Raw genomic sequence first — 24,647 nt, forward strand, 5'->3', positions numbered from 1 at the left:
CTCAGAAACGACGTCCGCCGCCGAAGGGATTCGCGGCCGGGCGGCCCGAGGGGGCGGCGTTCGGCACGCTGACGCTCGTCACGACGACATCGCCTTCCTTGAGGCCGTCGATGACCTCGGTGGCGGTGCCGTCGGTGATGCCGGCCTTGATGGTCAGCTCCTCGAGCGACTGGTTGGGGGCGACGCCGACGAGCTTGTAGACCTTGCGGGTCGTGACGACGGCCTCGCCCGGGCGGGCGCTGGCGGAGGATTCGGGCACGGGGAGGCCGCGCTCGGCCATGAGCTTGCGGATCTGCTCGCGCTGTTCGGGCGTGGGCGGACCGTTGCGGAAATCGACGCCGACCTCAGCCATGATCTCGCGCATCTTCTGGCGCTGCTCGGGCGTGAGGTTGCCGAACATGCCGCCGCCACGGCGGCCGCCGCTCGGGCCGGCTGCTTCGCCGCTGCCGGACGGCGCGGAAGCGGCCGGGCCCTTGGCCGGCTCGTCGTTCCGGGCGGCGTGCTCGCCCTTGGGCGCGCTCGCGGGCTCGTCGCGCTTCACGGTCACGCCGTCGGGCACGCGCAGACGCAGGGCGGCGTTGGCGAGGCGCAGGACGCCGTCGCGGCGGGCGACGATGATGGCGACGTTCGCGGTCATGCCGGGGCGGAGCTTCAGGTCGCGGTTGTCGACGGAGATGATGGTGTCGTAGGTGACGACGTTGTTGGTGGTCTTGGGGGCGTTGCGCACCTGCACGACCTGGCCGCGGAACGAGCGGTTGGGAAACGCGTCGACGGTGAACGTCACGCTCTGGCCCTCGGCCACGCTGCCGACGTCGGCTTCGGCGACGGCGGCGGTGATCTGCATCTTCGAGAGGTCGTTGACGATGGTGAAGAGCACCGGGGCGTTCAGGCTCGCGGCGACGGTCTTGCCCTCCTCGGTCTGCTTGTTGATGACGATGCCGTCGATCGGGGAGTTGATGGTGCAGCGCTCGAGGTCGACCCGGGCATTCTCGACCGCCGCGCGCGAGGTCACGAGGGCCGCGTTGGACTGCTGGAGCTGGGCGACGGCCTGGTCGTATTCCTGCTGGGTGACGAGCTTCTGGGCGAAAAGCTCCTTCACCCGATCGGTGTTGACCTTCTGGAGCTGGTTCGAGGCCTCGGCGCTGGCGAGGTTGGCCTCGGCCTGGCGGAGCTTCTGCTGGTAGGTGGCGGGGTCGATCTCGGCGAGCTTGTCGCCCTTTTTGACCGGCGAGTTGAAATCGACGTAGAGTTTCTGGACCAGGCCGGAAATCTGGGAACCGACATCCACGCTGATGACGGAGTCGAGCTGGCCGGTGGCCGTGACCTGCTGGAGGATGTCGCCGCGGGCCACCGTGGTGGTGATGAACTCGGGCGCGCTTTCGGCGCGGCTGCGGGCCGCATAGTAATACCAGCCGGCGCCAGCGACACCGAGCACGACGAGGAGCAACAGGAGTTTCTTCATGCGAAGCGTAGAGGAGGGGAGCGAAGCGATTCGCCGGGGGGAAGGCAACTTCCCGCCGCGAGTTCACGCCGCCAACTCCAGAGACGCCGCGGTCGGCGCAAAGGTTTCACCCGTCACGGCTTTCCTGTTGCCTCGACCGGGCGCCGCGCTTCTGTTCCGCGCACCCCATGAAATCCCTGAAGCACCTCCTCTCCACGCTGGTGCTGGCGGCGACCGTGGTCGCCACAGCGCAGGAAGAACCCAAAGACAAGCCGGGCGCCGATCGCAAGGGACCGCCCGAGGCCGCGAAACCGGCCCCCGCCGCGCCGGCGGAGAAGGACCCGGCGCCGTCCGTGACCGAGGGCGAGGTCACCATCGGCGGCAAGGTCATCCGCTACAAGGCGACCGCCGGCTACCTCGTGCAGCGCGACGAGAAGGGCGCGGCCAAGGCCAACATCTTCTACGTGGCCTACACGAAGGCCGACGAAAAGGACCCCGCGCGGCGTCCCGTAACCTTCTCGTTCAACGGCGGCCCCGGCGCCGCCTCCGTCTGGCTGCACCTCGGCGGCCTCGGCCCCAAGCGCGCGGTGATGACCGACACCGGCGGCCCCGTTTCCGCGCCGTATCGCTACGAGGACAACGCCTTCTCCTGGCTCGACGAGACCGACCTCGTGTTCATGGACCCGGTGTCGAGCGGTTTCAGCCGCGCGGCGAAGGACCAGGACCCGAAGCAATTCCACGGCTTCACCGGCGACCTCGAGTCGCTCGCCGACTTCATCCAGGTCTGGACGACCCGCAACTCGCGCTGGCTCTCGCCGAAATTCCTCGTCGGCGAAAGCTACGGCACCACGCGCGTCACGGCGCTCTCCGAGCGGCTGCAGCAGAAATACGACCTCTACGTGAACGGCGTGATGCTCGTCTCCTCGATTCTCAATTTCCAGACCGCGCGCTTCGCGCCGGGCAACGACGACCCGTATCCGCTCTTCCTGCCCACCTACACGGCGACGGCCTGGTATCACAAGCGCCTCCAGGGCGAGTGGGCGAAGACGCTCGCCGGGGCGCTGAAGCGGGCCGAGGCGTTCGCGGCCAAGGACTACACCCTCGCCCTCCTGCAGGGCGACGCGCTGCCCGCCGTGGAGCGCGAGCGCATCGCGGCCGAGCTGGCGGCCCTCACCGGCCTGTCGCTCGACTACGTCAAGAAACAGAACCTGCGCGTCAGCATCGGCGAGTTCATCCGCGAGCTCCGGCGCGACGAGGGCGTCGTGGTCGGCCGCCTCGACAGCAGCGTGGCAGGCATTCTCGACGAGAGCGGCGACGGCGAGGGTGGCCGCGGCGGCTTCTTCGATCCGAGCATGGAGGCGATCCGCGGCCCCTACGCCGCCGCGATGAGCGACTACGCGCGCAACGTGCTGAAGTTCGAGACCGACCTGCCCTACGGCGTGCTGGTGAACGTGCAGCCGTGGAGCTACAAGAACGTCGAGAACACCTACCTCGACACCAGCGTCATGCTGAAGAACGCGATGGTGCGGAACCCGGCGATGAAGGTCTGGGTGGCGAACGGCTACTACGACCTCGCGACGCCGTATTACGCGACGGACTGGACGTTCCGCCACATGCACTTGCCGGAGGCGGTGCGGAAGAACGTCACGATGACCTACTACGAGGCCGGCCACATGATGTATACGCACCTGGACTCGCTGAAGAAGCTGAAGGCCGATTTTAGCCAGTGGTTCCGGGCGACGCTGGCGAGCCAGCAGCAGCGCTGAGACGCCCCCCGGTCGGGAAAAGCAGAGGGCGAGGCGGTCAGCCTCGCCCTTCGCTTTGGGGGGACGCGGGCGCGCTCAGCTCTTGGGCGGCGTCCAGGTCTTCAGCGTCTTGTCCGGCAACGCGGGCGGCGTGGGGACGAGGTGCTTCGGATTTTTCGCGATCAGCTCCTGCAGGCGCTTGATGGCCGCGTCGAGCTGCGCGTCCTCGCCGTGGAAGGCGCGGACTGGATTGTTGTCGACGATCACGTCCGGCGTGAAGCCGTCGCCCTCGATCACCCAGCCTTCGCCGGGGATGAACGAGCCGAACTCCGCCGCGCGAGCGAGGCCGCGGTCGACGAGGAAATTCGAGCCGCTGAGCCAGATGCCGCCGCCCCAGGTGCGGACGCCGATGGTCTCGCCCAGCTTGAGGTGGCGGATGGCGTTGGCCATCGTCTCGCCGTCGGAGGCGGTCCACGCGTCGACGAGCACGACGAGGTGGCCGCGGAAGGGGCTTTGGAGGTGGGGGAAGGCGACGCCGTCGCGCGTGCTCCACCACATCCAGGGCTGGCGCATGAGGCGCGAGACCATCCAGCTGTCGATGTTGCCGCCGCGGTTGTGGCGCAGGTCGAGGATCAGGCCGCCCTTGTTGGCGGCGGCGTAGTATTGGCGGACGAACTCGTAGAAGTTGTCCGTGCCCATCGCGCGGATGTGCGCGTAACCGATCGCGCCGGCGGACTTCTGATCCACCGCGAGGCGGCGGGTGTATTCCCAATCGGTGTAGCGCAGGCCGGAGGCGGCCGCGGCGCTGACCGGGGTGACGACGCGCTGGAAGGGCTCGCCGCCGGTCGCGGGCTTCAGCGTGAGGAGGACCTGCCGGTTGGCCTGGTTGCGGAGCAGCGCAGCGGCGTCGGGCACGGAGAGGGTGGGGGTGCCGTTGATTTCGGCGATGACGTCGCCGGCCTTGATGCCCAGGCCGGGTTTCAGCAGCGGGCCGCGCCGCTCGAGGAACTCCGGGTCGCTCTGGTAGATGTAGTCGAGGCGGTAGCCGCCGGCGGGCTCGTCGCGCGTCCAGCGTGCGCCGAGGGAGGCGACGGCGATCTGCGGGTCGATCTCGCGCAGGACGCCGCCGCGGGCGTCGGTGTGGAGCGCGGAGAGCTCGCTGATGAGGTAGTTGAGCACGTCGTCGAGCTCGGCGCGGTCGGTGACGCGCTCGACGAGCGGCAGGTGCTTCTGGAGATTGGCCTTCCAGTCGACGCCGTGCATGTTTTTCGCGTAGAAGTAATCGCGGTGCAGGCGCCACGCGTCGGTGAACATCTGGCGCCAGCTTTCGCGGGGCGAGTAGGGGAAGCGGAGGCCGGCGAGGTTGACGCGGGACTTGGCCACGTCGCTGGCGGCGCGGGGCGCGGCGTCGATGATGGCGAAGTTCTCCGCCTGCCGGACGAGGAGCTTCTTGCCGTCGAGCGAGAGGCGATAGCCGCCGACGCCGCTCAGCACGGTGGTGGTCTCGACGTCCCGGTTCTTGATCTCGATGGCGAGGAGACGGTTGGCGTTCGGGCCGTCGGCCCCGGCGTCGGAATCGGTGACGAAGAGCGCCTTGTCGCTGACGGCGAGGTTGCCGTAGTTGCCGGCGGCGACGGGGACCTCCCAGAGGCGGTCCGCGAGCCCTTCCAGGATGACCTTCACCTCGACCTTCTTCTTTTCGTCCGCGGGTTTCGGGTCGCCGTTCGCGGGCTTCTTCCCGTCGGCCTTCGCGACCGTCTTCTTGTCGTCGGCTGCGGGCTTGTCCTCGTCGGATTTCTTCTCGTCCTTCGCCTTCTTCTCCTCGGCGGCGAGCTCGTCGTTCGGCTGGAACGGCGAGCGCTTCTCGTCGGCGAGCGCGAGCAGGTAGATCTTGGTCGGCTTGTCGAGGAAGGGCTCCGGCTGGCGCGGGCCCCAGGGCGCGCCGACGAGCGACTTGAACTCGCGGTCGGACAGGAAATACAGCCACTTGCCGTCGGGCGAGAACGCCGGGCTCGAGCTGATCACGCGGTCGCTCGTGGCGGGCGTGGACGTGCCGGCGTCGAGGCTGTAGAGCTGGATCTGGGCGTTGCCGGTCTCGGCGGTGAGCGCGTAGGCCAGCCACTTGCTGTCGGGCGACCAGTCGAGGTCGGGGCTGGTGAAATCCTGGTAGTTCGAGTGCGCGACGAGCTTGGTCTGCCGGGTCTCGAGGTTGAAAAGCAGCAGGTCGTTGTCGCGTTCGGTGTAGGCGATCCACTTGCCGTCGGGCGAGAGCACGCCGGTCATCCGCAGCGTCTCGCCGCCGGTCGTGAGCTGCGCCGCGGCGCCGCGGTTGTTGGCGGGGAGCTTCCAGAACTCGACTTCGCCCGACTCGTCGGAGAGCACGACGAGGGACTTGCCGTCCGGCGTGAAGCTCACGGTGCGGTAACGGACGCCGCTCTTGCGCGCGACCTCCACGAGGCGCCCGGGGCCCGCGGGTGCGACGAAGACCTGGCCGCGCGCGACGAGGGCGAGGCGGTCGCCGTCGGGCGAGAGCGCGAAGTTGGTGACGAAGTCCATCGGCTTCGTGACCCAGGTCTCGCGCGTCTGGTCGAAGTCCGAGGTGAGCGTGAGCTCGAGGCGGCGCGACTGGTCGGTCTGCGTGTCGTAGAGCCAGAGGTCGGCGCCGTTCTGGTAGACGATGTGCGTGCCGTCGCCCTGCGGGTTCTTGACGCCGAAGTCGGCGTGGCGGGTGTGCTGGCGCAGGTCGGAGCCGTCGGGCTTCATCGACCAGAGATTGCTGGTGCCGTCGCGCTCGGAGGCGAAGTAGACCCGGTCGCCGAGCCACATCGGCCAGCGGCTGACGCCGCGGAACTCCGGCGCGTATTGGACGGCGTCGGCCGCGCCGGCGTCGAGGCGCCAGAGGTTCTGCGCGGTGCCGCCGACGTAGCGCTTGGCGTGCGAGCCCTGGAAGGAGTAGCGGGTGAAGACCAGCGTGCGGCCGTCGGGCGAGTAGGCGCCCTCGTCGGCCTGCGCGAGCGGCACGAACGTGCGCGCGCCGGACTTCGGGTCGAGGGCGACGAGCTGGTTGTCGGGCAGGGTGGCGAAGGCGCGGGTGGCGTAGAGCACCTTGCCGTCGGGCGTCCAGCCGCGCACGAGGGCCGCTTCGCCCTCGAAGGTCAGGCGCTTGGGCAGGCCGCCGGCGAGCGGCATGACGTAGACCTCGGTCGGACCCTCGTATTGCGCGGAGAAGGCGACCGACTGCCCGTCGGGGGAGATCGCGGCGTTGGTCTCGTAGCCGGGGTGCGTCGTGAGGCGCTGCGCGGCGCCGCCGTCGAGGGAGGCGCGCCAGAGGTCGCCCTCGGCGGTGAAGGCGATCGTGTTCCCGTGGATGGCGGGGAAGCGGTAGTAGCCGGGCGTGCCGGCGGCGCGGGCGACGAGCGCGAGGGCCGCGAGGAGGACCGGACCGAGGAGGCGGAGGAGCGTGCGCATGGGGAAAGGGAAGCGAAGCGTGGACCGGGGGAGCGTCACGCCAACCGCGCGGGGACGAAACGCGTGAAAATTACGGGCAAGGCGGCGGACGGACGGACGCGCGAGGCGCTCATCCCCGCCGATGCCAGCCGCTCTTGGCGCCGGCGCGGGCCTGGCGGGGCGTGGGATGCTCGAAGACCTCGCGCAGGGCCTCGGCGACGGGGGCGGGGACGAACTTCGTCACGTCGCCGCCGAGCCGCGCGATCTGCTTCACCAGGGTCGAGCTGGTGTAGCTGTAGCTCTCGTTCGGCATCACGAAGATGGTTTCCACCTGGGGCTCGAGGTGGCGGTTCATCAGCGCCATGTTGAACTCGAACTCGAAGTCCGACAGCGCGCGCAGGCCGCGGATGATGGCGTGCGCCCGCTGCTTGTGGGCGAACTCGACCAGCAGGCCGTCGAAGGCGACGACGTCGACGTTGGGCATCTTGCCCACCGTGGCCTTGATCAGGGCGACGCGCTGTTCGGCGGTGAAGAGCGGCTCCTTGGTCGAGCTGAGCGCCACGGCGACGGTGACGCGGTCGAACAGCTTCGCGGCGCGCAGCAGCACGTCGAGGTGGCCGTTGGTGAAGGGGTCGAAGGTGCCGGGGTAGATGCAGAGTCTCATGCGGCGTCGGGCGGGCCGGAGCCAACGGCAGCGCCGGCGGGTTGGCGAGGAGAATTCGTGCGCGGCGCGGGGGCCTTCCGGACTAGACGGCGGGACGAAACCTGAAACCGGCGTGCGCCGGGCGCGTCTCTCCCTCCGCCGGAGGCGGCACTCCATGGTTGCCAAGGATTGGGGCGGCCGCTCGACTCGCTCCCAGCGCATGAACCTCCCCAACATCCTGACCATCTCGCGCGTGCCACTGATGTTCATCGTGGTCGGCCTGATGTATGCGGAGTTTCCCAACGCGGCCACGGTCGCGTTCTGGCTCTACATCGCGGCGGCCCTGACGGATTGGTTCGACGGCATGCTGGCGCGCCGGGCGAACCAGGTCTCGCAGTTCGGGCGCTTCATGGACGCGGTGATCGACAAGGTCATGGTGCTCGGTCTGATGGTCGCGCTGATCAACGGCGGTTATTTCAAGTTCCAGGGCCACGACTACGCGCTCGTGGCGATGGTGCTCTGGATGTGCATCCTCTCGCGCGAGTTTGCCGTTTCGGGCATGCGCATGGCGGCGGCGATCCGTGGCGTCACGATCGAGGCGGACACGAGCGGCAAGGTGAAGACCTTCGTGCAGCTCAACGCCATCGGCTGGATCCTCGGCGCGCGGATGCTCGATCGCGACTGGGTGCCGCCGGACCAGAGCATCATCGTGCACACGGTGCACACCATCGGTCTCGGGCTCTACGTGCTCTCGGCGGTGCTGACGATCACGTCGGGGCTCTCGTATTTCAAGCGCCACGGTCACGTGGTGATGAACTGATGCGCTGGAGCGAGCCGCGCTGGGCCGGCGCGCTGCCGGGCAAGTTCGTCGTGGCGCTCGCGACGCTCGGTCCGCTCGGCACGCGGCTGCCGGCGCCCGGCACCTGGGGCGCGGCCGCGGGGGTGTTTTATGTCCTGCTGTTTTTCCGCGCGGTGCCCTGGCCGACGACGGTCGTCGTCACGCTGCTGGCGAGCTACCTGGCGGTGGCGTTCACCGGCGAGGCGGCGCGGCGGCTGGGCAAGAGCGATCCGGGCGAGGTGATCCTCGACGAGTTCGTGGTCATGCCGCTGGTCTACCTCGGTGCGGCGCGGGCGTTCGCTGGCGTGTGGCCGGAGTGGGCCGTGCTCGCGGTGGGTTTCGCGTGGTTCCGGGTCTTCGACATCCTGAAGCCGCTCGGCATCGCGCGGCTGCAGCGCTGGCCGGGCGGGTGGGGGATCGTGGCGGACGATTTCGCGGCGGCGCTCGCGGCCTGCGCCGCCTTGCATTTGACCGGCTGGGTCTGGCTGCGGTTCTGAGGATGAGCGAGGGCGCGCACGTGCAGGACGAACTGGTGCGGCTGGAGAACCAGGTGCACTGGCCGCAGGCGGGCACGTCGCGCGCGGCGATGGCGCAGTGGTTCGCGGAGGATTTCTGGGAGGTCGGTGCGTCCGGCCGGAAGTTCACGCTAGCGGTCGTGCTCAACGTGCTGGAGAAGCGTGCTGCGGCCGGCGCCGCGGCCGAGCCCCGCACGCTGTCGGACGTGGCCTGCCGGGCGCTGGCGGCAGACACTTTCCTGCTCACCTATTTGCTCGAGCAGCCCGGGCGCTTGACTCGGCGGAGCAGCGTCTGGCGCCGGACGGCGGATGGCTGGCGGATGCTGCACCACCAGGGCACGGTGGTGCCGGTGGCGTGAGCGGAATCAGCGGCGGTAGTTGACCGCGCCGCGGAGCTTTTCCATGGCCTGCCCGAAGGTGATCTCGGCGCGGACGCGCGTGCCGGTGGAGAATTCGTAGCCGTCGGGGCCCCAGGTCGAGCGGGCGCCGAGGCCGATGATCCACTGCGTCTTCGAGTTGAAGGTGAAGCGCCGCGGCACGAACCAGAGCACGCTCGGGCGGATGGTGAAGAAGTTGTCGTCGGTGTCGCTGAGCAGGAGCGTGGTGGTGTAGGTCGCCTGGACCGTCCACTTGAGCTGGCCCAGGTCGTAGACGGCGCCGGTGGTGACGGAGAGGGAGTCGTCGTGCGGCGTGTTGATCCCGAATCCGCCGCGCACGTGCGACGGGGTGATGAAATCCGCGCTGAGGCCGACGAACTCGGTCCAGCGCGGGTGGGCGTCGTCGTGATGCTGCACGACGAGGAAGGGCGAGTAGTGGTTGTGCCCGTCGGTGAGGTCCTCGGGGGGCGAGCCGGTGGGCAGGTCGAGGTTCAGGCCGACGCTCGTCTCGTATTCCGCCAGCGGCCAGCGGGGCAGGAGGTATTTGCCGCCGAGGCGCAGCGCGCCGACGCCGAAGTTGGAGGTGCCGCCGCCCAGGCCGTGCGTGGCGTAGGCCTCGGCCTCGACGTTCATGCCGAAGCGCTCGTTCAGCGTCCAGCGGACGCCCGTGGGCAGGCGGATGTAGTCGCGGTGGATGAGGTCGCCGAAGCGCGGGTTGAACGTGACGTTGAAAGTGCCCGGCGGATCGAGGTGCGGCAGGTCGATGTCGAAGAGGCCGCGGATGCGGTTGAACAGCCCGGGCGAGGCGCTGTCGCGGACGTTCTCGGCCGCCGGGGCGGGGGCGGCGCCGCTTTGTGCGTGCGCGGCGACGGCCGCGGCGGCGAGCAGCGCGAGGAGGGGGAGCGGGAGCGGACGGCGGGTCACGGGAGCGGTTGGAGGCTTTCCAAGGGCAACCGGACCAGCAGGCCCTGTTGCAGCACGTCCACCGACACCACGATTCCCTTCGGGTTCACCGGATCGTCGACATAACCCTCGAGGCCGTGCAGCGGGCCGCCGCTGACCCGCACGCGCGTGCCCTTCTTGATCAGCGGGTGCAGCGCCGCCTCGAAGCCCGAGGCGCAGACCGCCTTCACATCCTCGAGCTGGCGGAGGAACACGGCCTCGTTCTCGACCAGCAGGGCGCGCACGAGCAGGTCCTGCTGGTAGACGCGGGTCTTCCGCTCGGGGATGATCTGCGCGAAAACGTAGCCGGCGAACAGCGGCTTGGTGAACACCTTCTTCTGCGTGCCGTAGCGGCGGACGCTCTCGATCAGCGCGAGGTAGTGGTCGAATTTCTCCCGCGCGAGCAGGTCGGCGAATTTCTTTTCGCAGCGGGGCTTGGTGTGGCACACGAACCAGCGCGGCTCGGTGAAATCGGGGAGGTGTTGGCCCATTGACGGAGAACGAAGGACGGACGCGGCGCGTCAGCCGTGGGCGGCGAGCCGCTGCAGCGCCTCGAGGTAGCCGGGGAAGCCCTTGCCGCTGATCATCGCGATGCACGCGGCGGCGGTGTAGGAGTGGCGGCGGAATTTCTCGCGCTTCGTGATGTCCGAGATGTGGACCTCGACGGCCGGGAGCGGCGCGACGCTCTTGAGCGCGTCGTGCAGGGCGATGCTGGTGTGCGTGTAGGCGCCGAAGTTCACCACGAAACCGGCGACGCCGCGGTCGGCCAGGGCGTGGATGCGGTCGATCAGCGCGCCCTCGTGGTTGGACTGGAAGAACACGACGCGCACGCCGAGACGCCGGGCCTCGGCGCGGATGAGCCGTTCCAGGTCCCGCAGCGTCGCGGTGCCGTAGATCTGCGGCTCGCGTTTGCCGAGGCGGTTGAGGTTGGGGCCGTGGAGGATGGCGAAGGTTTTCATCGCGCGGGAATCAGAGCGGGTTTTCGGTGTCGATGAAGACCCAGGGGAGGCGGAACTTCTTCGCCAGCTCGGCGGCGAGGGCCTTCACGGCGAGCGTCTCGGTGGCGTAGTGGCCGCAGCAGTAGACGTTGAGCCGCTGCTCCTGGGCGAAATTGAACCACTCCTCGCGCAGCTCGCCGGTCACGAGCGTGTCGACGCCGGTGGCGGGCAGGGCGGCGATGGCGCTGTTGCCCGAGCCGCTGCAGAACGCGACCTGCTTGGGGTGGGCCGAGCCGAACTCCAGCGCCACGACGCGCGGGTAGAGCTCCTCGAGGCGGTTGCGGAGCTGGGTGCGCTTGAACTTGTTCGGCGCGGTCCAGCCGATGAACGCATCGTCGTGGGGGAGGAAGCGCCCCTTCGGCCGCAGGCCGAGTTGGCGGGCGAGTAGGACGTTGTTGCCCAGGTCCGGGTGCGCGTCGAGCGGCAGGTGTGAGGAGTAGACGGCGCAGTTGCCGCGGACCAGCGTCGCGTAGCGCTCGTAGGCCGGGCCGACCAGCGGCTGCGCGCCGCCCCAGAACAGGCCGTGGTGCACGACGAGGAAATCCACGCCGCACTCGACGGCCTTCTCGAACGGCACCAGGCCCGCGTCGACCGCCGCGCCGATCTTGGTCACGCGTCCGTCGTTGGCCACCTGGAGGCCGTTGACGGCGCCCGGGTAGTCCTTGAACGCCGAGCGGCGGGTGCGTCGGTCGCAGTAGTCGGCAAGTTGGTGCAGCGAGGCCATTCGCCGCAGGTTGAGGCGTGCGGCGGGCGCGCGCAAGACGCAGGTGAGGCTTGCCAGGGTGCGGGGCTCGGACACCGTGGCGGCATGGAGGCTGGCCCGAATCCTACCGCTCCCGCCGCCGCCCCGCGCGGCATCGCCCATCCGAGCCCGATCGACCTCATCGCCGAGGCGACCGACCGCTTCGACCACCGGCCGAGCTGGGACGAATACTTCATGGCCACGGCCACGCTCATCTCGTCGCGCTCCAACTGCGAGCGCCTGAACGTCGGCTGCGTCATCGTCACGGGCGGCGAGCGCCGCAACCGCATCGTCGCGGCCGGCTACAACGGCTGGCTGCCGGGCACGCCCCACGTCTCGCGCATCCGCGACAACCACGAGACCGCCACCGTGCACGCCGAGCAGAACGCCGTGGCCGACGCCGCGCGCCGCGGCTCCAGCGTCGAGGGCTGCACGGCCTACGTGACGCACTACCCGTGCATCAACTGCGCGAAGATCCTCGCGGCGGCCGGCATCGCCGAAATCAAGTATCACGCCAACTACAACAACGACCCGTTCGTGGCGCCGATCCTCGCCGACGCGGGCGTGAAGATCACCCAGCTCTGAACCGGCGCCGCGGCCGATCGCCCGCCCGCGCTGTCCTTCCTCGCATGAAAGCCCGCCGCAGTCCCCAGGCGAATCTCGCCGGCAGCCTGTTGCTCGCGCATCCGGCGATGAAGGACCCGAATTTCGGCCGCACCGTCGTGCTCATGTCCGCTCACGACGCCGACGGCGCCCTCGGCGTCGTGATCAACCGGCCGCTGCGCCGCCGGCTCGACGAGATCAGCCCGGACTTCGCGCTCGGCCCGCTGGCCAAGGTGCCGGTCTACTCCGGCGGTCCGGTCGAGACGGAGAAACTGATCCTCGCCGCGTGGCGCTGGCGTGACGCCGCCGAGGAGTTCGAGCTGCAGTTCGGCCTCGATCCCGAGCGGGCCGCCGCGATCGTGGCGGAGCCCGGCTACACGCTGCGCGCATTCCTCGGCTACGCGGGCTGGGGGAAGGGTCAGCTCGAAAACGAGATGAAGCAGCACACGTGGTTCGTCGCCGGCCCAGCCGACTACAACCTCGGGGCCGAGGACGGCCCGGCGCTGTGGCGCATGATCCTCGGCTCGCTCGATCCGGAGCTGAAACTGCTCGCGGACGAGCCGGAAGATCCTTCGCGGAATTGAGCTGCCGGACGCGGGGCTGACGGCCTCGTCCCGTCGCGGTCCAGTCTCCCGCGCGTCGCGCGCCGCGAGCGGCGGCGGCGGGCCCGGCGCGTTCATGCGAGTTGGTCGCGCCGAGGGCGGTCGCATGAAATTTTTCCGGATGACACGCGCGCTGCGGCGCGGTTGGCACGGGCTCTGCGTTAGCCGACCGGGTCACATACCCCATAACACACATGAGACACACCAACCCACTCCGGAAGCTCGCGGCTGCCGCTGCGCTGCTCTCCTTGCCAACCCTCGCGCTCGCGCAGTCCGCGACGCCGCCGGCGCCGACGGTCGATTCGGGCATCACCGCCTGGATGCTCGTCTCCACCACGCTCGTGCTGCTGATGGTGCCCGGCCTGGCGCTGTTCTACGGCGGCCTTGTTCGCACGAAAAACGTGCTCGGCACGATGATGCACTCGTTCATCTCGATGGCCGTCGTCGGCGTCCTGTGGGCGGTCGTCGGCTATGCCCTGAGCTTCGGCTCGAACGCCCTCGGCGGCTTCATCGGCTGGAACCCCGGCCTGCTCTTCCTCAAGAGCATCGATGAGACGATCATGAGCTCGAACGTGCCGGAATACGTCTTCGCGATGTTCCAGGGCAAGTTCGCCATCATCACCCCGGCCCTCATCGCCGGTGCGGTGGCGGAGCGCGTCAGCTTCCGCGGTTGGATCGCGTTCATCACCCTCTGGATCCTGTTCGTCTACTGCCCGCTCGCCCACTGGGTCTGGGCCTCGGACGGCTACTTCTTCAACCTCGGCGCCAAGGGCGCGATCGACTTCGCCGGCGGCACCGTCGTTCACATTTCCTCCGGCGTCTCGGGCCTCGTCCTCTGCATGCTCATCGGCCCCCGCGTCGGCCATCCCAAGCTCTCCACCTCGCCGAACAATCTCACCATGGTGCTCCTCGGCGCCGGTCTGCTCTGGGTCGGCTGGTTCGGTTTCAACGCCGGCTCCGCCGTCGCCTCCAATCTCGACACCGCCCGCGCGCTCACCGTCACGCAGGTCGCCGCCGCCACCGGCGCGCTCACCTGGGTGCTGATCGAAGCCATCGCGCACGGCCGCGCCACCAGCCTCGGCTGGGCCTCCGGCGTCCTCGCCGGTCTCGTCGCCATCACGCCCGCCGCGGGCGTGGTCGCGGTCCCCGGCGCCATCGCGCTCGGCGCCATCGCCGCGCTCGGCTGCTTCTTCGTCATCACGCTCAAGAGCAAGTTCGGCTACGACGACACGCTCGATGCGTTCGGCGTGCACGGCGCGGGCGGCATCATCGGTGCCATCGGCCTGACCTTCTTCATCCGCGACGCCTGGTGGGCGGACGCCGGCACCAAGGTCGCCGGCTGGGGCGTGGGGCAGCAGCTCCTCGTCCAGCTCAAGGCCGTCGGCGCCACGGTGGCGTTCGCCGCCGTCATGACGCTCATCATCGGCCTGGTCGTGCAGAAGACCATCGGCCTGCGCCTCAGCGAGAAGGCCGAACGCGCGGGCATGGACCATGAGCTCCACGGAGAGCGCGGTTACGGCCTCAACAACCTCAACTAAGGAGCGCCCCGACCATGAAGCTTATCACCGCCATCATCCGCGAAGAGAAACTCGACGAGGTCCGCCAGGCCCTCATCGACGCCGAAATCGAGCGCATCTCCGTCAGCCGCGTCTCCGGCCACGGCCAACAGCAGGAAATCGAGTTCCACCGCGGCCAGAAGGTCATCCCGAACCTGATCCCGCGCATCCAGATCATGATCGCCTGCAACGACGCGTTCGAGGACATCACCGTCAACGCCATCCTCAAGGCTGCCAAGTCCGGCAAGGACGGCGAGGTCGGCGACGGCAAGATCTTCATCCAGGAACTCAAGGAGTGCATCCGCATCCGCACCGGCGAGCGCGGCGGCACCGCGATTTGACCGCCACACGGCGTCACTGACACACCTAACACCAACAAGGGCCGCGCGGCGTCCAACGCCGCGCGGCCTTTGCCTTTGGGCCGCGCGTGGCAACGAGCGGCGCGCGCCTCCGGCACAATGGGGGAATCCCCCATGCCGTTTGGCTTGCCCGTGCAGAAGTCGCAGCCGTTCAATGCGCTTGCATGAAGGCCACTACGCCCATCGAAGGCGGCACTGCCGCCTCTCACGCCCCGGCGGCCGCGAAGAAAATCCTGCTGGTCGACGACCATCCGATCACGCGCCAGGGCTTGCGGACGCTCATCAGTCAGCAGCCGGGCCTGACCGTCGTCGGCGAGTCCGACAACGCCGCGCAGGCCATGGAGCTGGCCACGAAACTCGAGCCGGACATCGCCATCGTCGACATCGCGCTGCGCTCCGCGAACGGCATCGAGCTGACCAAGAACCTCAAGGCGCACTCGCCCGGCCTGCTCATCCTGATCGTCTCCATGCACGACGAGGACCTCTTCGCCGAGCGCGCGCTCCGCGCCGGCGCCCGCGGCTACCTCATGAAGCACGAGGCGAGCGAGAAGGTCGTCGAGGCGCTCGAAAAGATCGCCGCCGGCGAGCTCTACATCAGCGAACGGGTGCGCGCGCGCATGCTGTCGCGGCTGGTCAACAACCGCACCGGCGAGGTCACGTCCCCGGTCGAAAGCCTCAGCGACCGCGAGATGGAGGTCTTCCAGCTCATCGGCAACGGCTACGCGACGCGCCAGATCGCCGAGCGGCTCAATCTCAGCGTCAAGACGATCGATTCCTACCGCGAGCACCTGAAGTTGAAGCTCAACCTCGACTCCGGCGCCGATCTCGTGCGCTACGCGATCCAGTGGGTGAAGTCCCAGGACAGCGTCTAGCCTGCCGGGGCGCGGCCGCGGCGCGCCCGCGGACCGCCGGGCGGTCCGGCGCCGCCGCGCGAAACCCGAGGTGCAAAACGGGACGATTGTGCTACCGTCCGCCCGGTCGCCGACCCGCGCCTGCTCCCGTCCGCCGCGGCGCGCGTCCACGCCTTCTCCCTTGAACCCGCCGTTGAACCAACCGCTGCCGCAACCCGCGCCCGTGCCGGCCGCTCCGCCGCTGCGCGTGCTCGTGGTCGACGACGACGAGCACGACTTCCACATCGTTTCGCACCTGCTGGGGCGCAACACCTTTGCCACCTACCAGCTCGAGTGGGCGCCCAGCTACGTCGCCGGGCTCGAGGCGCTCGAGCGCGGCGGCCACGACGTGGCGATCCTCGACTACCGGCTCGGCATGGAATCCGGCCTCGAACTGGTGCGGATGGCGCAGGCCAGCAATCGCGACCTGCCCGTCATCCTGCTGACCGGCCACGACAGCGCCGAGATCGACCTCGAGTCCACGCGGGCCGGCGCCGCCGACTACCTCTGCAAGAACGGACTCACCACCGGCCAGCTCGAACGCTCGATCCGCTACGCGCTCCGGCATCGCAACACCCTGAACGAGCTCCGCCAGAGCCAGAGCCAGTTCGAGCTCTTCATGCACAACGTCCCGTGCGCCGTCGCCATCTGTGACGCGGAGGGCGCGCCGCTGTTCCAGAATCGACTCTTCGAGGAACACATCCGCGACTTCGACGGCGACCTGCGCCGGCGGGAAAGCGCGACGCCGTGGATCCTGCGCCACCAGGAGCGCTGCTGGCTCGTGACGACCTTCCCCATGTCGCTCGGATCCGACCGGCAGCTCCAGGGCCTGGCGGCGATCGACATCACCGAGCGCGTCCGCTCGGAGGAGGAGCGGCTGCGCCAGGCGCAGCTGCTCGACAACATCATGCGGAACCTGCCCGTGATCGTCGGCCGGCTCGACGTGTCCGGGCGCGTGATCGAGGCCCGCGGCCGGCTGGAACACTGCGGCATCGCCGCCGAGACGATCTCCGGCGCCGTCTTCACCGACGTGTTCCCGCAGAGCCGGGAGGCCGTCGAGCGCGCCCGCCGCAGCGAGGAGGTGAGCTTCACCCTGCGCGGGCAGGCCAACGAGCGCGAATGGCACGCCGACTTCTACGCCGTCGGCAGCCCCGGCGTGGGCGTGATCTTCCTCGGCCGCGATGTCACCGAGCGCCGCTGGCTCGAACAGCGCCTGCTCACGGTCATCGATGCCGAACAGCAGCGCATCGGCGCCGACCTCCACGACGGGCTCGGCCAGAAGCTGACCGGCCTGGCCTGCCTCGCCGCCGCCCTCCGCGACCGGCTGATGCGGAGCGACTCCGACAGCGCGGAACAGGCGCGCGTCATCGCCGCGCTGTCGAACGACGCCACGCTCGAGTCGCGCGCGCTCGCCCGCGGCCTGTGCCCCGTGCAGCTGGAGCAGGCCGGGGACTGCTCTCCGCGCTGCAGGAGCTGACCGACAGCACCGAGGCGATCCAGCGCGTGCGCTGCCGCTTCCGCTGCCCGGCGCAGTTCGAGTGCGATCACCTCACCGGTGTGCAGCTCTACCGCATTTCGCAGGAGGCGATCAACAATGCGGTCCGCCACGGCGAGGCGAAGAACATCGAGGTCACGCTCGCGGCGACCAGCCCGGACGAGTATCGGCTCACGATCGCGGACGACGGCCGGGGCTTCGACGCGGACGCGCGCCCGCTGCGCAAGGGCGGCCTGCGGCTGATGGAATACCGTGCCAACATGATCGGCGGCGTCTTCGTCGTCGACTCGCAGCCGGGGCTGGGCACGCGCGTGAACTGCGACTTCTCGATCGCGGCGGACCGGCTCCCGCGCTGAGGCGGCGCCCGGCGGCCGCTTTTTGTTTCCCTCGCGGAACGAAAAGCCTTTCAGTGCCGGCGATGTCCCTGCCGTCCCCCGGTTCACATCGCTGCTGTTCACCCCCGGCACCCGCCCCGAGCGCTTCGAGAAGACTCCCGCGAGCGGAGCCGACGGCATCATCATCGACTGGGAGGACGCCGTCCCCGCGCCGGAGAAGGATCGCGTGCGCGCCGGGACGATCGCCTGGCTGGCCCAGCGCGGACGCGTCGGCCTGCCGCCCTTCGTGACCGCCGTGCGCGTGAACGACCTGCGCTCGGCTCACGGCCGCGCCGATCTCGACGCGCTCAACGCCGCCGCGCTGCGCCTCGATGCGGTCGTGCTGCCCAAGGTCGAGTCCGCCGCCGAGGTGCACGAGGCGGGGCGGAAACTTTTCGGCGCGCCGCGCCTGGTCTGCCTGATCGAGACCGTGCTGGGCGTCCGGCACGCGGCGGAGATCGCCGCCGCCTCGCCGCAGGTGGCGGCGCTGGCGTTCGGCGGCTTCGACCTGTCGGCGGAGACGGGCGGCGAGCCGACCTGGGACGCGCTGCTCTGGCCGCGCACGCAGGTGGTGCACGCGGCGGCCGCCGCCGGCGTGCTGGCGCTCGACCAGCCGTTCATCGAACTGGAGAACGAGGCCGGCCTGGCGGAGGAGTGCGCGCGTGCGCGCCCTGGGCTTCGCGGGCAAGCTCGCGGTGCATCCGCGGCAGTGCGCGGCGATCAAGGCCGCGTTCCAGCCGCCCGCGGCGCAGGTCGAGCGCGCGCAGCGGATCGTCGCCGCCTTCGCCGCGGCGCAGGGCAACGTGGCTGCGATCGACGGCCAGATGATCGACGTGCCGATGTATCGTTCCGCCCAGCGCGTCCTGGCCCGCGCGGGCCTCTGACCCATGAACCCGTTTTCCGCCTACGTGCCGACCGGCGAGAAGCGCTACCGCGAGCGCTTCGGCCTCGACTTCGAGCAGTTCGTCGCCGGCCAGAAATTCAAGCACCGCCCGGGGCTCACGCTCTCGCAGCAGGACAGCCGCGACGAGTGCCTCGACACGCTCAACCAGCAGATGCTGCACTTCGACGAGCAGTTCGCCGCGCACGGCGAGTGGAAGAAGTGCCTGATGGATTCGACGCTGACGACGAAGGTGGTGCTCGGGATGACGTGGAAGACTTTCGCCAAGCGCGTCCAGCTGCTCGGCTTCGACGAGATCACGCTGCCGAAGCCGACCTTCGGCGGAGACACGCTCTACGCCGAGTCGGAGATCCTCGAGCACGCGGCGAATCCCGACACGCCTCACGCCGGCCGCGTGAAGGTGCGCACCCTCGGCCGCAACCAGCGCGGCGAGACCGTCGCGATCCTCGTCTGGGAGGCGCTGATCGCGCGGGCCGGCCACGACGACTTCACCCGCCTGGACTACTGACCATGGAACCGCGCCACGCCTCGCACATCGAAGTCGCGCCGGGAGTCTTTCTCGAGCGCATGGGCCTGTTCTTCGAGGACGTCGTCGTGGGCGAGACCTACGAGCACCGCCCCGGCAAGACCTTCACGGCCGACGAGAGCATGCAGCAGACGCTGCGCGCCCTCGACCAGTCGCCGGCGTTCACCGACCTGCACTTCCACGCGCAGCTCGGGCGCGGCCCGCTGCCGATCAATCCCACGCACGTGCTCGCCGTGCTCACCGGCATGATGACGAAGACCTTTTCCAAGATCGTCGCGAATCTGGCGTGGAAGAACGTGAAGTTCCACGGTCCGGTGCGGGCGGGCGACACGGTCTACGCGGAGTCGACCGTGCTGGAGAAGCGGGAATCCAAGTCGCGGCCCGGCCAGGGCATCATCCACGTGCGCACGTCGGCGCGGACGCATGACGGTCGCCTCGTCTGCACGTTCGAGCGCATGATCCTGATTTACGGCCGCGGGCAGGGCCCCTACGACGCAGCGGGCTATTGATGTCCCGGCGGCCGGCGGGCATCATCCGGCCATGAAATTCCTGGCCGTTGTCCTGTTGTCCGCCGCATGCGGCGTGGCCGCCCTGACGGCCGCGGCCGTCGATGTCTCCTCGGTCGAAACCCTGCGTCCGGCGCTGCCTGCGATCCCGGCGCGAACCTTCCGGCTGACGGATTACGGCGCGGTCGGCGACGCCGCGACGATGAACACGGCGGCGTTTCAGCGGGCGATCGCCGCCGTCGCCGCGGCGGGTGGCGGGCAGCTCGTCGTGCCGAAGGGCACGTTCCGCACCGGGCCGTTCAAGCTTTGCTCGCAGCTCGACCTGCACCTCGAGGAGGGCGCGGTCATCCAGGCGCCGGTGACCTTCACGGAGCTCGGCCTGCCGGAGCCGGAAAGGCTGAAGAGCCAGGCCGAGGCGCGGGAGAAGTTCCGCACGCCTGATCCGCTGATCAGCGGCAAGAAGCTGCACGACGTCGCCATCACCGGCCCCGGCACCATCGACGGCAGCGGCGCCCACTGGTGGAAATGGTCCGAGCGCGCCGCGCGCAATGCCGCGAAAACCGAGCCCGGCCGCATCGTCTACCGCCGCCCGCACCTGATCGTGATCGAGGACTGCGAGCGGCTCCGGGTGGCGGACGTCACGCTGCGGAACTCCTCCATGTTTCACCTCGTGCCGAAGCGCACCAACGACCTCACCATCGAGCGGGTGAAGGTCTTCGCCCCGTGGGACGGCAGCGCGCCGAACACCGACGCGATCGATCCCGGCCCGGGCCGCAATTTCCTGATCCGCGACTGCGTGATCGACACCGGCGACGACGACATCGTCATCAAGTCCGGCGGCGAGAACATCCTGATCGAGAACTGCACCATCCGCCACGGCCACGGCATCTCCATCGGCTCGGAGACCACGGTCGGAGTGCGCAACATGCTCGTGCGGAACTGCACGCTGGAGGGCACGGACAACGGCATCCGGATCAAATCCATGCGCGGCGCCGGCGGCCCCGTGCGCAACGTCCGCTACACCGGCATCACGATGAAGAACGTCGAGAACGCCATCGTGCTCCAGCTCGACTACACCGACAACAACCGGCCGGACTTTCGCGGCGACCCGACCAAGGTGCCGTCGATCCAGGACGTGCTGATCGACGACGTCACCATCACCGGCTCGCGCCGGGCGGGCAAGGTCGTCGGCCTGCCGGACAGCCCGATCCGCGCCATCACGTTCCGCGACGTCGCGCTCAGCGCCGAGCGCGACTTCGAGGTGCGGGATGCGGACCATCCCGTCTTCGAGCGCGTGACGAAGGACATCCGCCAGGGTGTCGCGCCGCCGGAGCGCCCGGGCGAGCACTGAGCGCCGGCGCTCAGGCGATCTTGCCCCCGCAAACGACCAGATCGACGGGATTGCCGCCGAGTTCGTAGGCGAGCTGGCGCTCGTCCTTGTGATGGAGCAGGATTAGGTCGGCGCGCTTGCCGACCTCGAGGGAGCCGCGATCGGAGAACCCGAGCAGCTGCGCGGGGTTGTAGGTCGCCGCGGTGATCGCCTCGGCCGGCATCAGGCCGCAGAAGCGCACCGCGGTGGCGATGGCCAGCGGCATCGAGTGGGTCGGCGACGAGCCGGGATTGCAGTTGGTCGCGAGCGCGAGCGCGCCCCGCGGTCGACGAAGAAGCCGGCCTTGGCGAAGCGCTGGTCCGTGTGCAGGCCGGTGCAGGGCAGGATGACGCCGAAGGTGTTCGACTCGGCCAGCGCCGTCAGGTCGGCCTTGGTCGCCGCCTCGAGGTGGTCGACGCTGCGCGCGTGCATCCGGATCGCCTCGGGGATCATGCCGAGCGAGTTGAACTGGTCGGTGTGCACCCGGATCGGGTGGTGCTTGCGCGCCTTCTCGAAGAGCCGCACGCAGGCCTCGACCGTCCACGCCTCCTTCTCGCAGAACGCATCGACGGCGATGTCGGGGAACTCGCGCGACACCTCGGCGAGCATCTCCTTCGTCACCATGCGCGAATAGTCCTCCACGTCGCCCTCGACCGCGTGGCCCAGAAGCGCGGTCGGCACGACCGTGCCCGGCCAGTCGCTGGCGGCGCGGCGGATGGCGCGCAGCATCTTCAGCTCGGCCTCGGTCTGGAGGCCGTAGCCGCTCTTCACCTCCACGGTCGTCGTGCCGCCGCGCAGCATCTGACCGAGGCGCTCGCGCAGGCTGGCGGCGAGCTGCTTCTGCGTGGCCTCGCGCACGGCCCGCACGGTGGAGTGGATGCCGCCGCCGGCCTTCAGGATGTCGAGGTAGGGGACGCCGTTGAGCTTCTGCTCCCACTCGTCGAGCCGGTCGCCGGCCCAGCAGGCGTGGGTGTGGCAGTCGACGAAGCCCGGCAGCAGCACGCGTCCGGCGGCGTCGATGACCTGCGCGTCGGCCGGGGCGTCGACCTTGGCGCCGATGGCGGCGATCTTGTCGTCGACGACGAGCACCTCGCCCTGGGGAATGACGCCCAGTTCGCGCAGCGCCTGGCCGCGGCGCGGACCGGCGGGGCCGGCGAGGGTGAGGAGGCGGGCGTTGCGGACGAGGATGCTCATCGGCCCGGACGCCTAGCGAAGCCGAGCAGGAACGTCAGGAACAAATGCGCGGCGACGCGCGCGGTGCGTCCGTCGGCGTCGTGCGCGGGGTTCAGTTCCATCAGGTCGAAGCAGCGCACGGTGCGGTTCGCGCCGCAGGCGTGCACCCAGCGCTCGGCGTCGGCGACGGACCAGCCGGAGGGATTCAGCGCGCTGACGCCCGGCGCCTGCGCGGCGTCGAGGACGTCCAGGTCGAAGCTGACGAAGAGGTGCTTCGCCCGCGGCAGCGCGACTTTGGCGCGGTCGGGGTGCGCGGTTCCGCCGTGCGCCTTGAACCAGGCGAAGTGCTCGCGCGAGTTCACCAGCGGGCGGAAACCGTGCAGGTGCAGCCCGCGGACGCCGCAGTCCTCCACCAGGCGCCGGAACGGCATGCCGGAGCCCGTCGTCTCGCGCACGTCGAGGTGCGCGTCGAAGTAGACGCCCACCGGCTTGGGAAAGCGCGCGGCGACCGCGCGCACGAACGGGTAGGTGAGGTCGTGCCCGCCGCCGACGGCGATGGGGAACAGGCCGGCGTCGAGCAAGGCGCCGGTGACGGCCGTCACGCGGCGGTGGGTTTCCTCGAGCGAGTCGGAGACCTCGACGTTGCCGGCGTCGAACACGCGCGGCAGGTCGCCCGCGGCCGGTTGGGCGGCGCCGTAGCGGCCGAGGGCCTCGCGAAACGCCGCCGGCCCGCGGTCGGCGCCGGGGCGGCCGTTGTTCATCCACACGCCGCGGTCGTCCGGGAGGCCGAGCAGCGCGACCGCGCAGCCATCGGGACTCTCGGTGCGGAACGTCGACGCGAAGCGGGCGGCGGAAAGCGAGGCCGGCCACTGCGCCGGGATGAGGTGGGGGATCGGTTTCATGGTTCCGTTCACCAGGGCTTCATCGGGATGGGGACGTTCAGCCGCTCGGCGCACTCCTGCGCCTGCGCGTAGCCGGCGTCGGCGTGGCGAAAGACGCCCATCATCGGGTCGTTCGTCAGCACGCGCTCGAGGCGGCGCGCGGCCTCGGGCGTGCCGTCGGCGACGACGACCTGCCCGGCGTGCTGGCTGTAGCCGATGCCGACGCCGCCGCCGTGGTGGAAGCTGACCCACGACGCGCCGCTGGCGATGTTGACCATCGCGTTCAGGATCGCCCAGTCGCTGATCGCGTCGGAGCCGTCCTTCATCGCCTCGGTCTCGCGGTTCGGGCTGGCGACGGAGCCGCAGTCGAGGTGGTCGCGGCCGATGACGATCGGCGCCTTCACGCGGCCGTCGGCGACCATCTGGTTGAAGAGCAGGCCGGCGCGGTGGCGCTCGCCGAGGCCGAGCCAGCAGATGCGCGCGGGCAGGCCCTGGAAGGCGACGCGCTCGCCGGCCATCTTCAGCCAGCGATGCAGCGCCTGGTCCGCGGGGAAGAGTTCCATGATCGCGCGGTCGGTCGCCGCGATGTCGGCCGGATCTCCGGAGAGCGCGACCCAGCGGAACGGCCCGCGGCCGAGGCAGAATTGCGGGCGAATGTAGGCCGGCACGAAGCCCGGGAAATCGAACGCGCGCTTCACGCCCTGGTTGAGCGCGTGCTGCCGGAGGTTGTTGCCGTAGTCGAAGGTCTTCGCGCCGCGTTGCTGGAGCTTGAGCATCGCCTTCACGTGGCGGGCCATCGAGGCGAGCGAGAGCTTCTGGTATTTCTTCGGGTCCGCCTTGCGGAGCCTGGCGGCGGCCTTGAGGTCGTAGCCGACGGGGACGTAGCCGACGAGCGGATCGTGCGCGCTGGTCTGGTCGGTGAGGACGTCGACCGCGATCTTGCGCGCGAGCAGGCGCTCGAGGAGATCGGTGATGTTGGCCACGACGCCGACGCTGAGGGCCTTGCGGTGCTCGGCGTAGAGCACGGCGCGATCGATCGCCTCGTCGAGCGAGGGGGCGATCTCGTCGAGGTAGCGGTCGTGGACGCGTTTTTGCAGGCGGGACTTGTCGACGTCGGCGATGAGGCAGGTGCCTTCCGCCATCGTGATGGCGAGCGGTTGCGCGCCACCCATGCCGCCGCAGCCGCCGGTGACGCAGAGCCGGCCGGCGAGCGTGCCGCCGAAGTGCTGACGGCCGCACTCGGCGAAGGTCTCGTAGGTGCCCTGCAAAATGCCCTGCGTGCCGATGTAGATCCACGAACCGGCCGTCATCTGGCCATACATCATCAGGCCGCGTTTCTCGAAGTCGTCGAAGCGCTCCTGCGTCGCCCAGGCCGGCACGATGTTGCTGTTGGCGAGGAGCACGCGCGGCGCGTCGACGTGCGTGCGGACGACGCCGACCGGTTTGCCGGACTGGACCAGCAGCGTCTCGTCGGGCGCGAGCTTCGGCAGCGCGGCGAGGATGGCGTCGAAGCAGGCCCAGTTGCGCGCGGCCTTGCCGCGGCCGCCGTAGACGACGAGGTCGTTCGGGCGCTCGGCCACCTCGGGGTCGAGGTTGTTCTGCAGCATGCGCAGCGCGGCCTCCGCGGCCCACGACTGGCAGGTGCGCATCGTGCCGCGCGGGGCGCGGACGGGGCGGGGACGGGACGCAGGGATCTTCGTTTGGGGTTTCGGCATGGGGTGTTC

The 24,647-nt window shown here is 69.7% G+C and carries 26 protein-coding genes and 1 pseudogene; 16 read left to right on the forward strand and 11 right to left on the reverse strand.

Features of this window, described 5'->3' with window-relative positions:
• Position 1: 1 nt before the first annotated feature.
• Positions 2-1,462 (reverse strand): efflux RND transporter periplasmic adaptor subunit, encoded by a 1,461-nt coding sequence (locus ACMYLB_RS11630; protein WP_415907171.1) that lies wholly within the window; start codon positions 1,460-1,462, stop codon positions 2-4.
• Positions 1,463-1,629: 167 nt separating this feature from the next.
• Here ACMYLB_RS11630 and ACMYLB_RS11635 point away from each other — a divergent pair, with 167 nt between their 5' ends.
• Complete coding sequence (locus ACMYLB_RS11635) at positions 1,630-3,207, forward strand: S10 family peptidase (protein WP_415907172.1); 1,578 nt, start codon at positions 1,630-1,632, stop codon at positions 3,205-3,207.
• A gap of 75 nt (positions 3,208-3,282) precedes the next feature.
• Here the strand turns inward: ACMYLB_RS11635 and ACMYLB_RS11640 are convergent, their stop codons facing one another.
• Entirely contained in the window at positions 3,283-6,654 is a 3,372-nt protein-coding gene (locus ACMYLB_RS11640) for a S41 family peptidase (RefSeq protein WP_415907173.1), read from the reverse strand.
• A gap of 109 nt (positions 6,655-6,763) precedes the next feature.
• Positions 6,764-7,297 carry a pantetheine-phosphate adenylyltransferase gene (coaD, locus tag ACMYLB_RS11645; RefSeq protein ID WP_415907174.1) on the reverse strand — a complete coding sequence of 178 codons (534 nt, stop codon included), beginning with the start codon at positions 7,295-7,297 and terminating at the stop codon, positions 6,764-6,766.
• Positions 7,298-7,496: 199 nt separating this feature from the next.
• Here coaD and pgsA point away from each other — a divergent pair, with 199 nt between their 5' ends.
• From pgsA to ACMYLB_RS11660, 3 genes are read left to right on the forward strand one after another with little or no spacing between them, the layout of a single operon-like run.
• Positions 7,497-8,096, forward strand: coding sequence for a CDP-diacylglycerol--glycerol-3-phosphate 3-phosphatidyltransferase (pgsA, locus tag ACMYLB_RS11650; RefSeq protein WP_415907175.1), 600 nt, complete (start codon positions 7,497-7,499; stop codon positions 8,094-8,096).
• A complete protein-coding gene (locus tag ACMYLB_RS11655; protein WP_415907176.1) occupies positions 8,096-8,611 on the forward strand; it encodes a phosphatidylglycerophosphatase A in 516 nt (171 codons plus the stop codon). Before pgsA ends, ACMYLB_RS11655 begins: the two co-directional genes overlap by 1 nt.
• 2 nt (positions 8,612-8,613) lie before the next feature.
• Positions 8,614-8,988, forward strand: coding sequence for a DUF4440 domain-containing protein (locus ACMYLB_RS11660; RefSeq protein WP_415907177.1), 375 nt, complete (start codon positions 8,614-8,616; stop codon positions 8,986-8,988).
• 6 nt (positions 8,989-8,994) lie between these two features.
• Here the strand turns inward: ACMYLB_RS11660 and ACMYLB_RS11665 are convergent, their stop codons facing one another.
• From ACMYLB_RS11665 to ACMYLB_RS11680, 4 genes are read right to left on the reverse strand one after another with little or no spacing between them, the layout of a single operon-like run.
• Positions 8,995-9,930 carry a hypothetical protein gene (locus ACMYLB_RS11665; protein WP_415907178.1) on the reverse strand — a complete coding sequence of 312 codons (936 nt, stop codon included), beginning with the start codon at positions 9,928-9,930 and terminating at the stop codon, positions 8,995-8,997.
• Positions 9,927-10,439 (reverse strand): transcription termination/antitermination protein NusG, encoded by a 513-nt coding sequence (nusG, locus tag ACMYLB_RS11670; RefSeq protein WP_415907179.1) that lies wholly within the window; start codon positions 10,437-10,439, stop codon positions 9,927-9,929. Before nusG ends, ACMYLB_RS11665 begins: the two co-directional genes overlap by 4 nt.
• 30 nt (positions 10,440-10,469) lie before the next feature.
• Entirely contained in the window at positions 10,470-10,907 is a 438-nt protein-coding gene (locus tag ACMYLB_RS11675; protein WP_415907180.1) for a type II 3-dehydroquinate dehydratase, read from the reverse strand.
• Positions 10,908-10,917: 10 nt separating this feature from the next.
• A complete protein-coding gene (locus tag ACMYLB_RS11680) occupies positions 10,918-11,670 on the reverse strand; it encodes a Nif3-like dinuclear metal center hexameric protein (protein ID WP_415907181.1) in 753 nt (250 codons plus the stop codon).
• Positions 11,671-11,754: 84 nt separating this feature from the next.
• Between ACMYLB_RS11680 and ACMYLB_RS11685 the strand changes: the two genes are divergently transcribed.
• From ACMYLB_RS11685 to ACMYLB_RS11740, 12 genes and pseudogenes are all read left to right on the forward strand, one after another.
• A complete protein-coding gene (locus ACMYLB_RS11685) occupies positions 11,755-12,273 on the forward strand; it encodes a deoxycytidylate deaminase (RefSeq protein WP_415907182.1) in 519 nt (172 codons plus the stop codon).
• A 44-nt stretch (positions 12,274-12,317) separates the two neighbouring features.
• Positions 12,318-12,875, forward strand: a complete 558-nt coding sequence (locus ACMYLB_RS11690; protein WP_415907183.1) for a YqgE/AlgH family protein — start codon at positions 12,318-12,320, stop codon at positions 12,873-12,875.
• A 212-nt stretch (positions 12,876-13,087) separates the two neighbouring features.
• On the forward strand, positions 13,088-14,431 hold the full coding sequence (locus tag ACMYLB_RS11695; protein ID WP_415907184.1) for an ammonium transporter: 1,344 nt from the start codon (positions 13,088-13,090) through the stop codon (positions 14,429-14,431).
• A 14-nt stretch (positions 14,432-14,445) separates the two neighbouring features.
• On the forward strand, positions 14,446-14,790 hold the full coding sequence (locus ACMYLB_RS11700) for a P-II family nitrogen regulator (protein ID WP_415907185.1): 345 nt from the start codon (positions 14,446-14,448) through the stop codon (positions 14,788-14,790).
• 182 nt (positions 14,791-14,972) lie between these two features.
• Positions 14,973-15,680 (forward strand): response regulator transcription factor, encoded by a 708-nt coding sequence (locus ACMYLB_RS11705; RefSeq protein WP_415907186.1) that lies wholly within the window; start codon positions 14,973-14,975, stop codon positions 15,678-15,680.
• Between the two features lie 160 nt (positions 15,681-15,840).
• On the forward strand, positions 15,841-17,175 hold the full coding sequence (locus ACMYLB_RS11710; RefSeq protein ID WP_415907187.1) for a response regulator: 1,335 nt from the start codon (positions 15,841-15,843) through the stop codon (positions 17,173-17,175).
• Positions 17,121-17,549 (forward strand): sensor histidine kinase, encoded by a 429-nt coding sequence (locus ACMYLB_RS11715; RefSeq protein WP_415907188.1) that lies wholly within the window; start codon positions 17,121-17,123, stop codon positions 17,547-17,549. The genes ACMYLB_RS11710 and ACMYLB_RS11715 overlap by 55 nt, the downstream gene beginning before the upstream one ends.
• Before the next feature lie 22 nt (positions 17,550-17,571).
• Positions 17,572-18,171 (forward strand): annotated as a pseudogene (locus ACMYLB_RS11720) (HpcH/HpaI aldolase/citrate lyase family protein); the annotation flags it as partial.
• 58 nt (positions 18,172-18,229) lie between these two features.
• Entirely contained in the window at positions 18,230-18,451 is a 222-nt protein-coding gene (locus ACMYLB_RS11725) for a hypothetical protein (protein ID WP_415907189.1), read from the forward strand.
• Positions 18,452-18,454: 3 nt separating this feature from the next.
• A complete protein-coding gene (locus ACMYLB_RS11730) occupies positions 18,455-18,976 on the forward strand; it encodes a MaoC family dehydratase (protein ID WP_415907190.1) in 522 nt (173 codons plus the stop codon).
• 2 nt (positions 18,977-18,978) lie between these two features.
• Positions 18,979-19,503 (forward strand): MaoC family dehydratase, encoded by a 525-nt coding sequence (locus ACMYLB_RS11735; RefSeq protein WP_415911067.1) that lies wholly within the window; start codon positions 18,979-18,981, stop codon positions 19,501-19,503.
• Positions 19,504-19,534: 31 nt separating this feature from the next.
• Complete coding sequence (locus tag ACMYLB_RS11740; protein WP_415907191.1) at positions 19,535-20,851, forward strand: glycoside hydrolase family 28 protein; 1,317 nt, start codon at positions 19,535-19,537, stop codon at positions 20,849-20,851.
• Between the two features lie 10 nt (positions 20,852-20,861).
• Here ACMYLB_RS11740 and ACMYLB_RS11745 read toward each other — a convergent pair whose 3' ends face one another.
• From ACMYLB_RS11745 to hutU, 4 genes are read right to left on the reverse strand one after another with little or no spacing between them, the layout of a single operon-like run.
• A complete protein-coding gene (locus ACMYLB_RS11745) occupies positions 20,862-21,095 on the reverse strand; it encodes an amidohydrolase family protein (RefSeq protein ID WP_415907192.1) in 234 nt (77 codons plus the stop codon).
• Positions 21,053-22,063: an amidohydrolase family protein gene (locus tag ACMYLB_RS11750; RefSeq protein ID WP_415907193.1), complete on the reverse strand. Its 1,011-nt coding sequence runs from the start codon at positions 22,061-22,063 to the stop codon at positions 21,053-21,055. The genes ACMYLB_RS11745 and ACMYLB_RS11750 overlap by 43 nt, the downstream gene beginning before the upstream one ends.
• Positions 22,060-22,944: a formimidoylglutamase gene (locus ACMYLB_RS11755; RefSeq protein WP_415907194.1), complete on the reverse strand. Its 885-nt coding sequence runs from the start codon at positions 22,942-22,944 to the stop codon at positions 22,060-22,062. Before ACMYLB_RS11755 ends, ACMYLB_RS11750 begins: the two co-directional genes overlap by 4 nt.
• Positions 22,945-22,952: 8 nt before the next feature.
• Positions 22,953-24,638 carry a urocanate hydratase gene (gene hutU / locus ACMYLB_RS11760; RefSeq protein WP_415907195.1) on the reverse strand — a complete coding sequence of 562 codons (1,686 nt, stop codon included), beginning with the start codon at positions 24,636-24,638 and terminating at the stop codon, positions 22,953-22,955.
• Between the last annotated feature and the right edge of the window lie 9 nt (positions 24,639-24,647).

Origin of the sequence: Oleiharenicola sp. Vm1 (assembly GCF_047777955.1) — a bacterium.
Lineage (GTDB): Bacteria > Verrucomicrobiota > Verrucomicrobiia > Opitutales > Opitutaceae > Didemnitutus.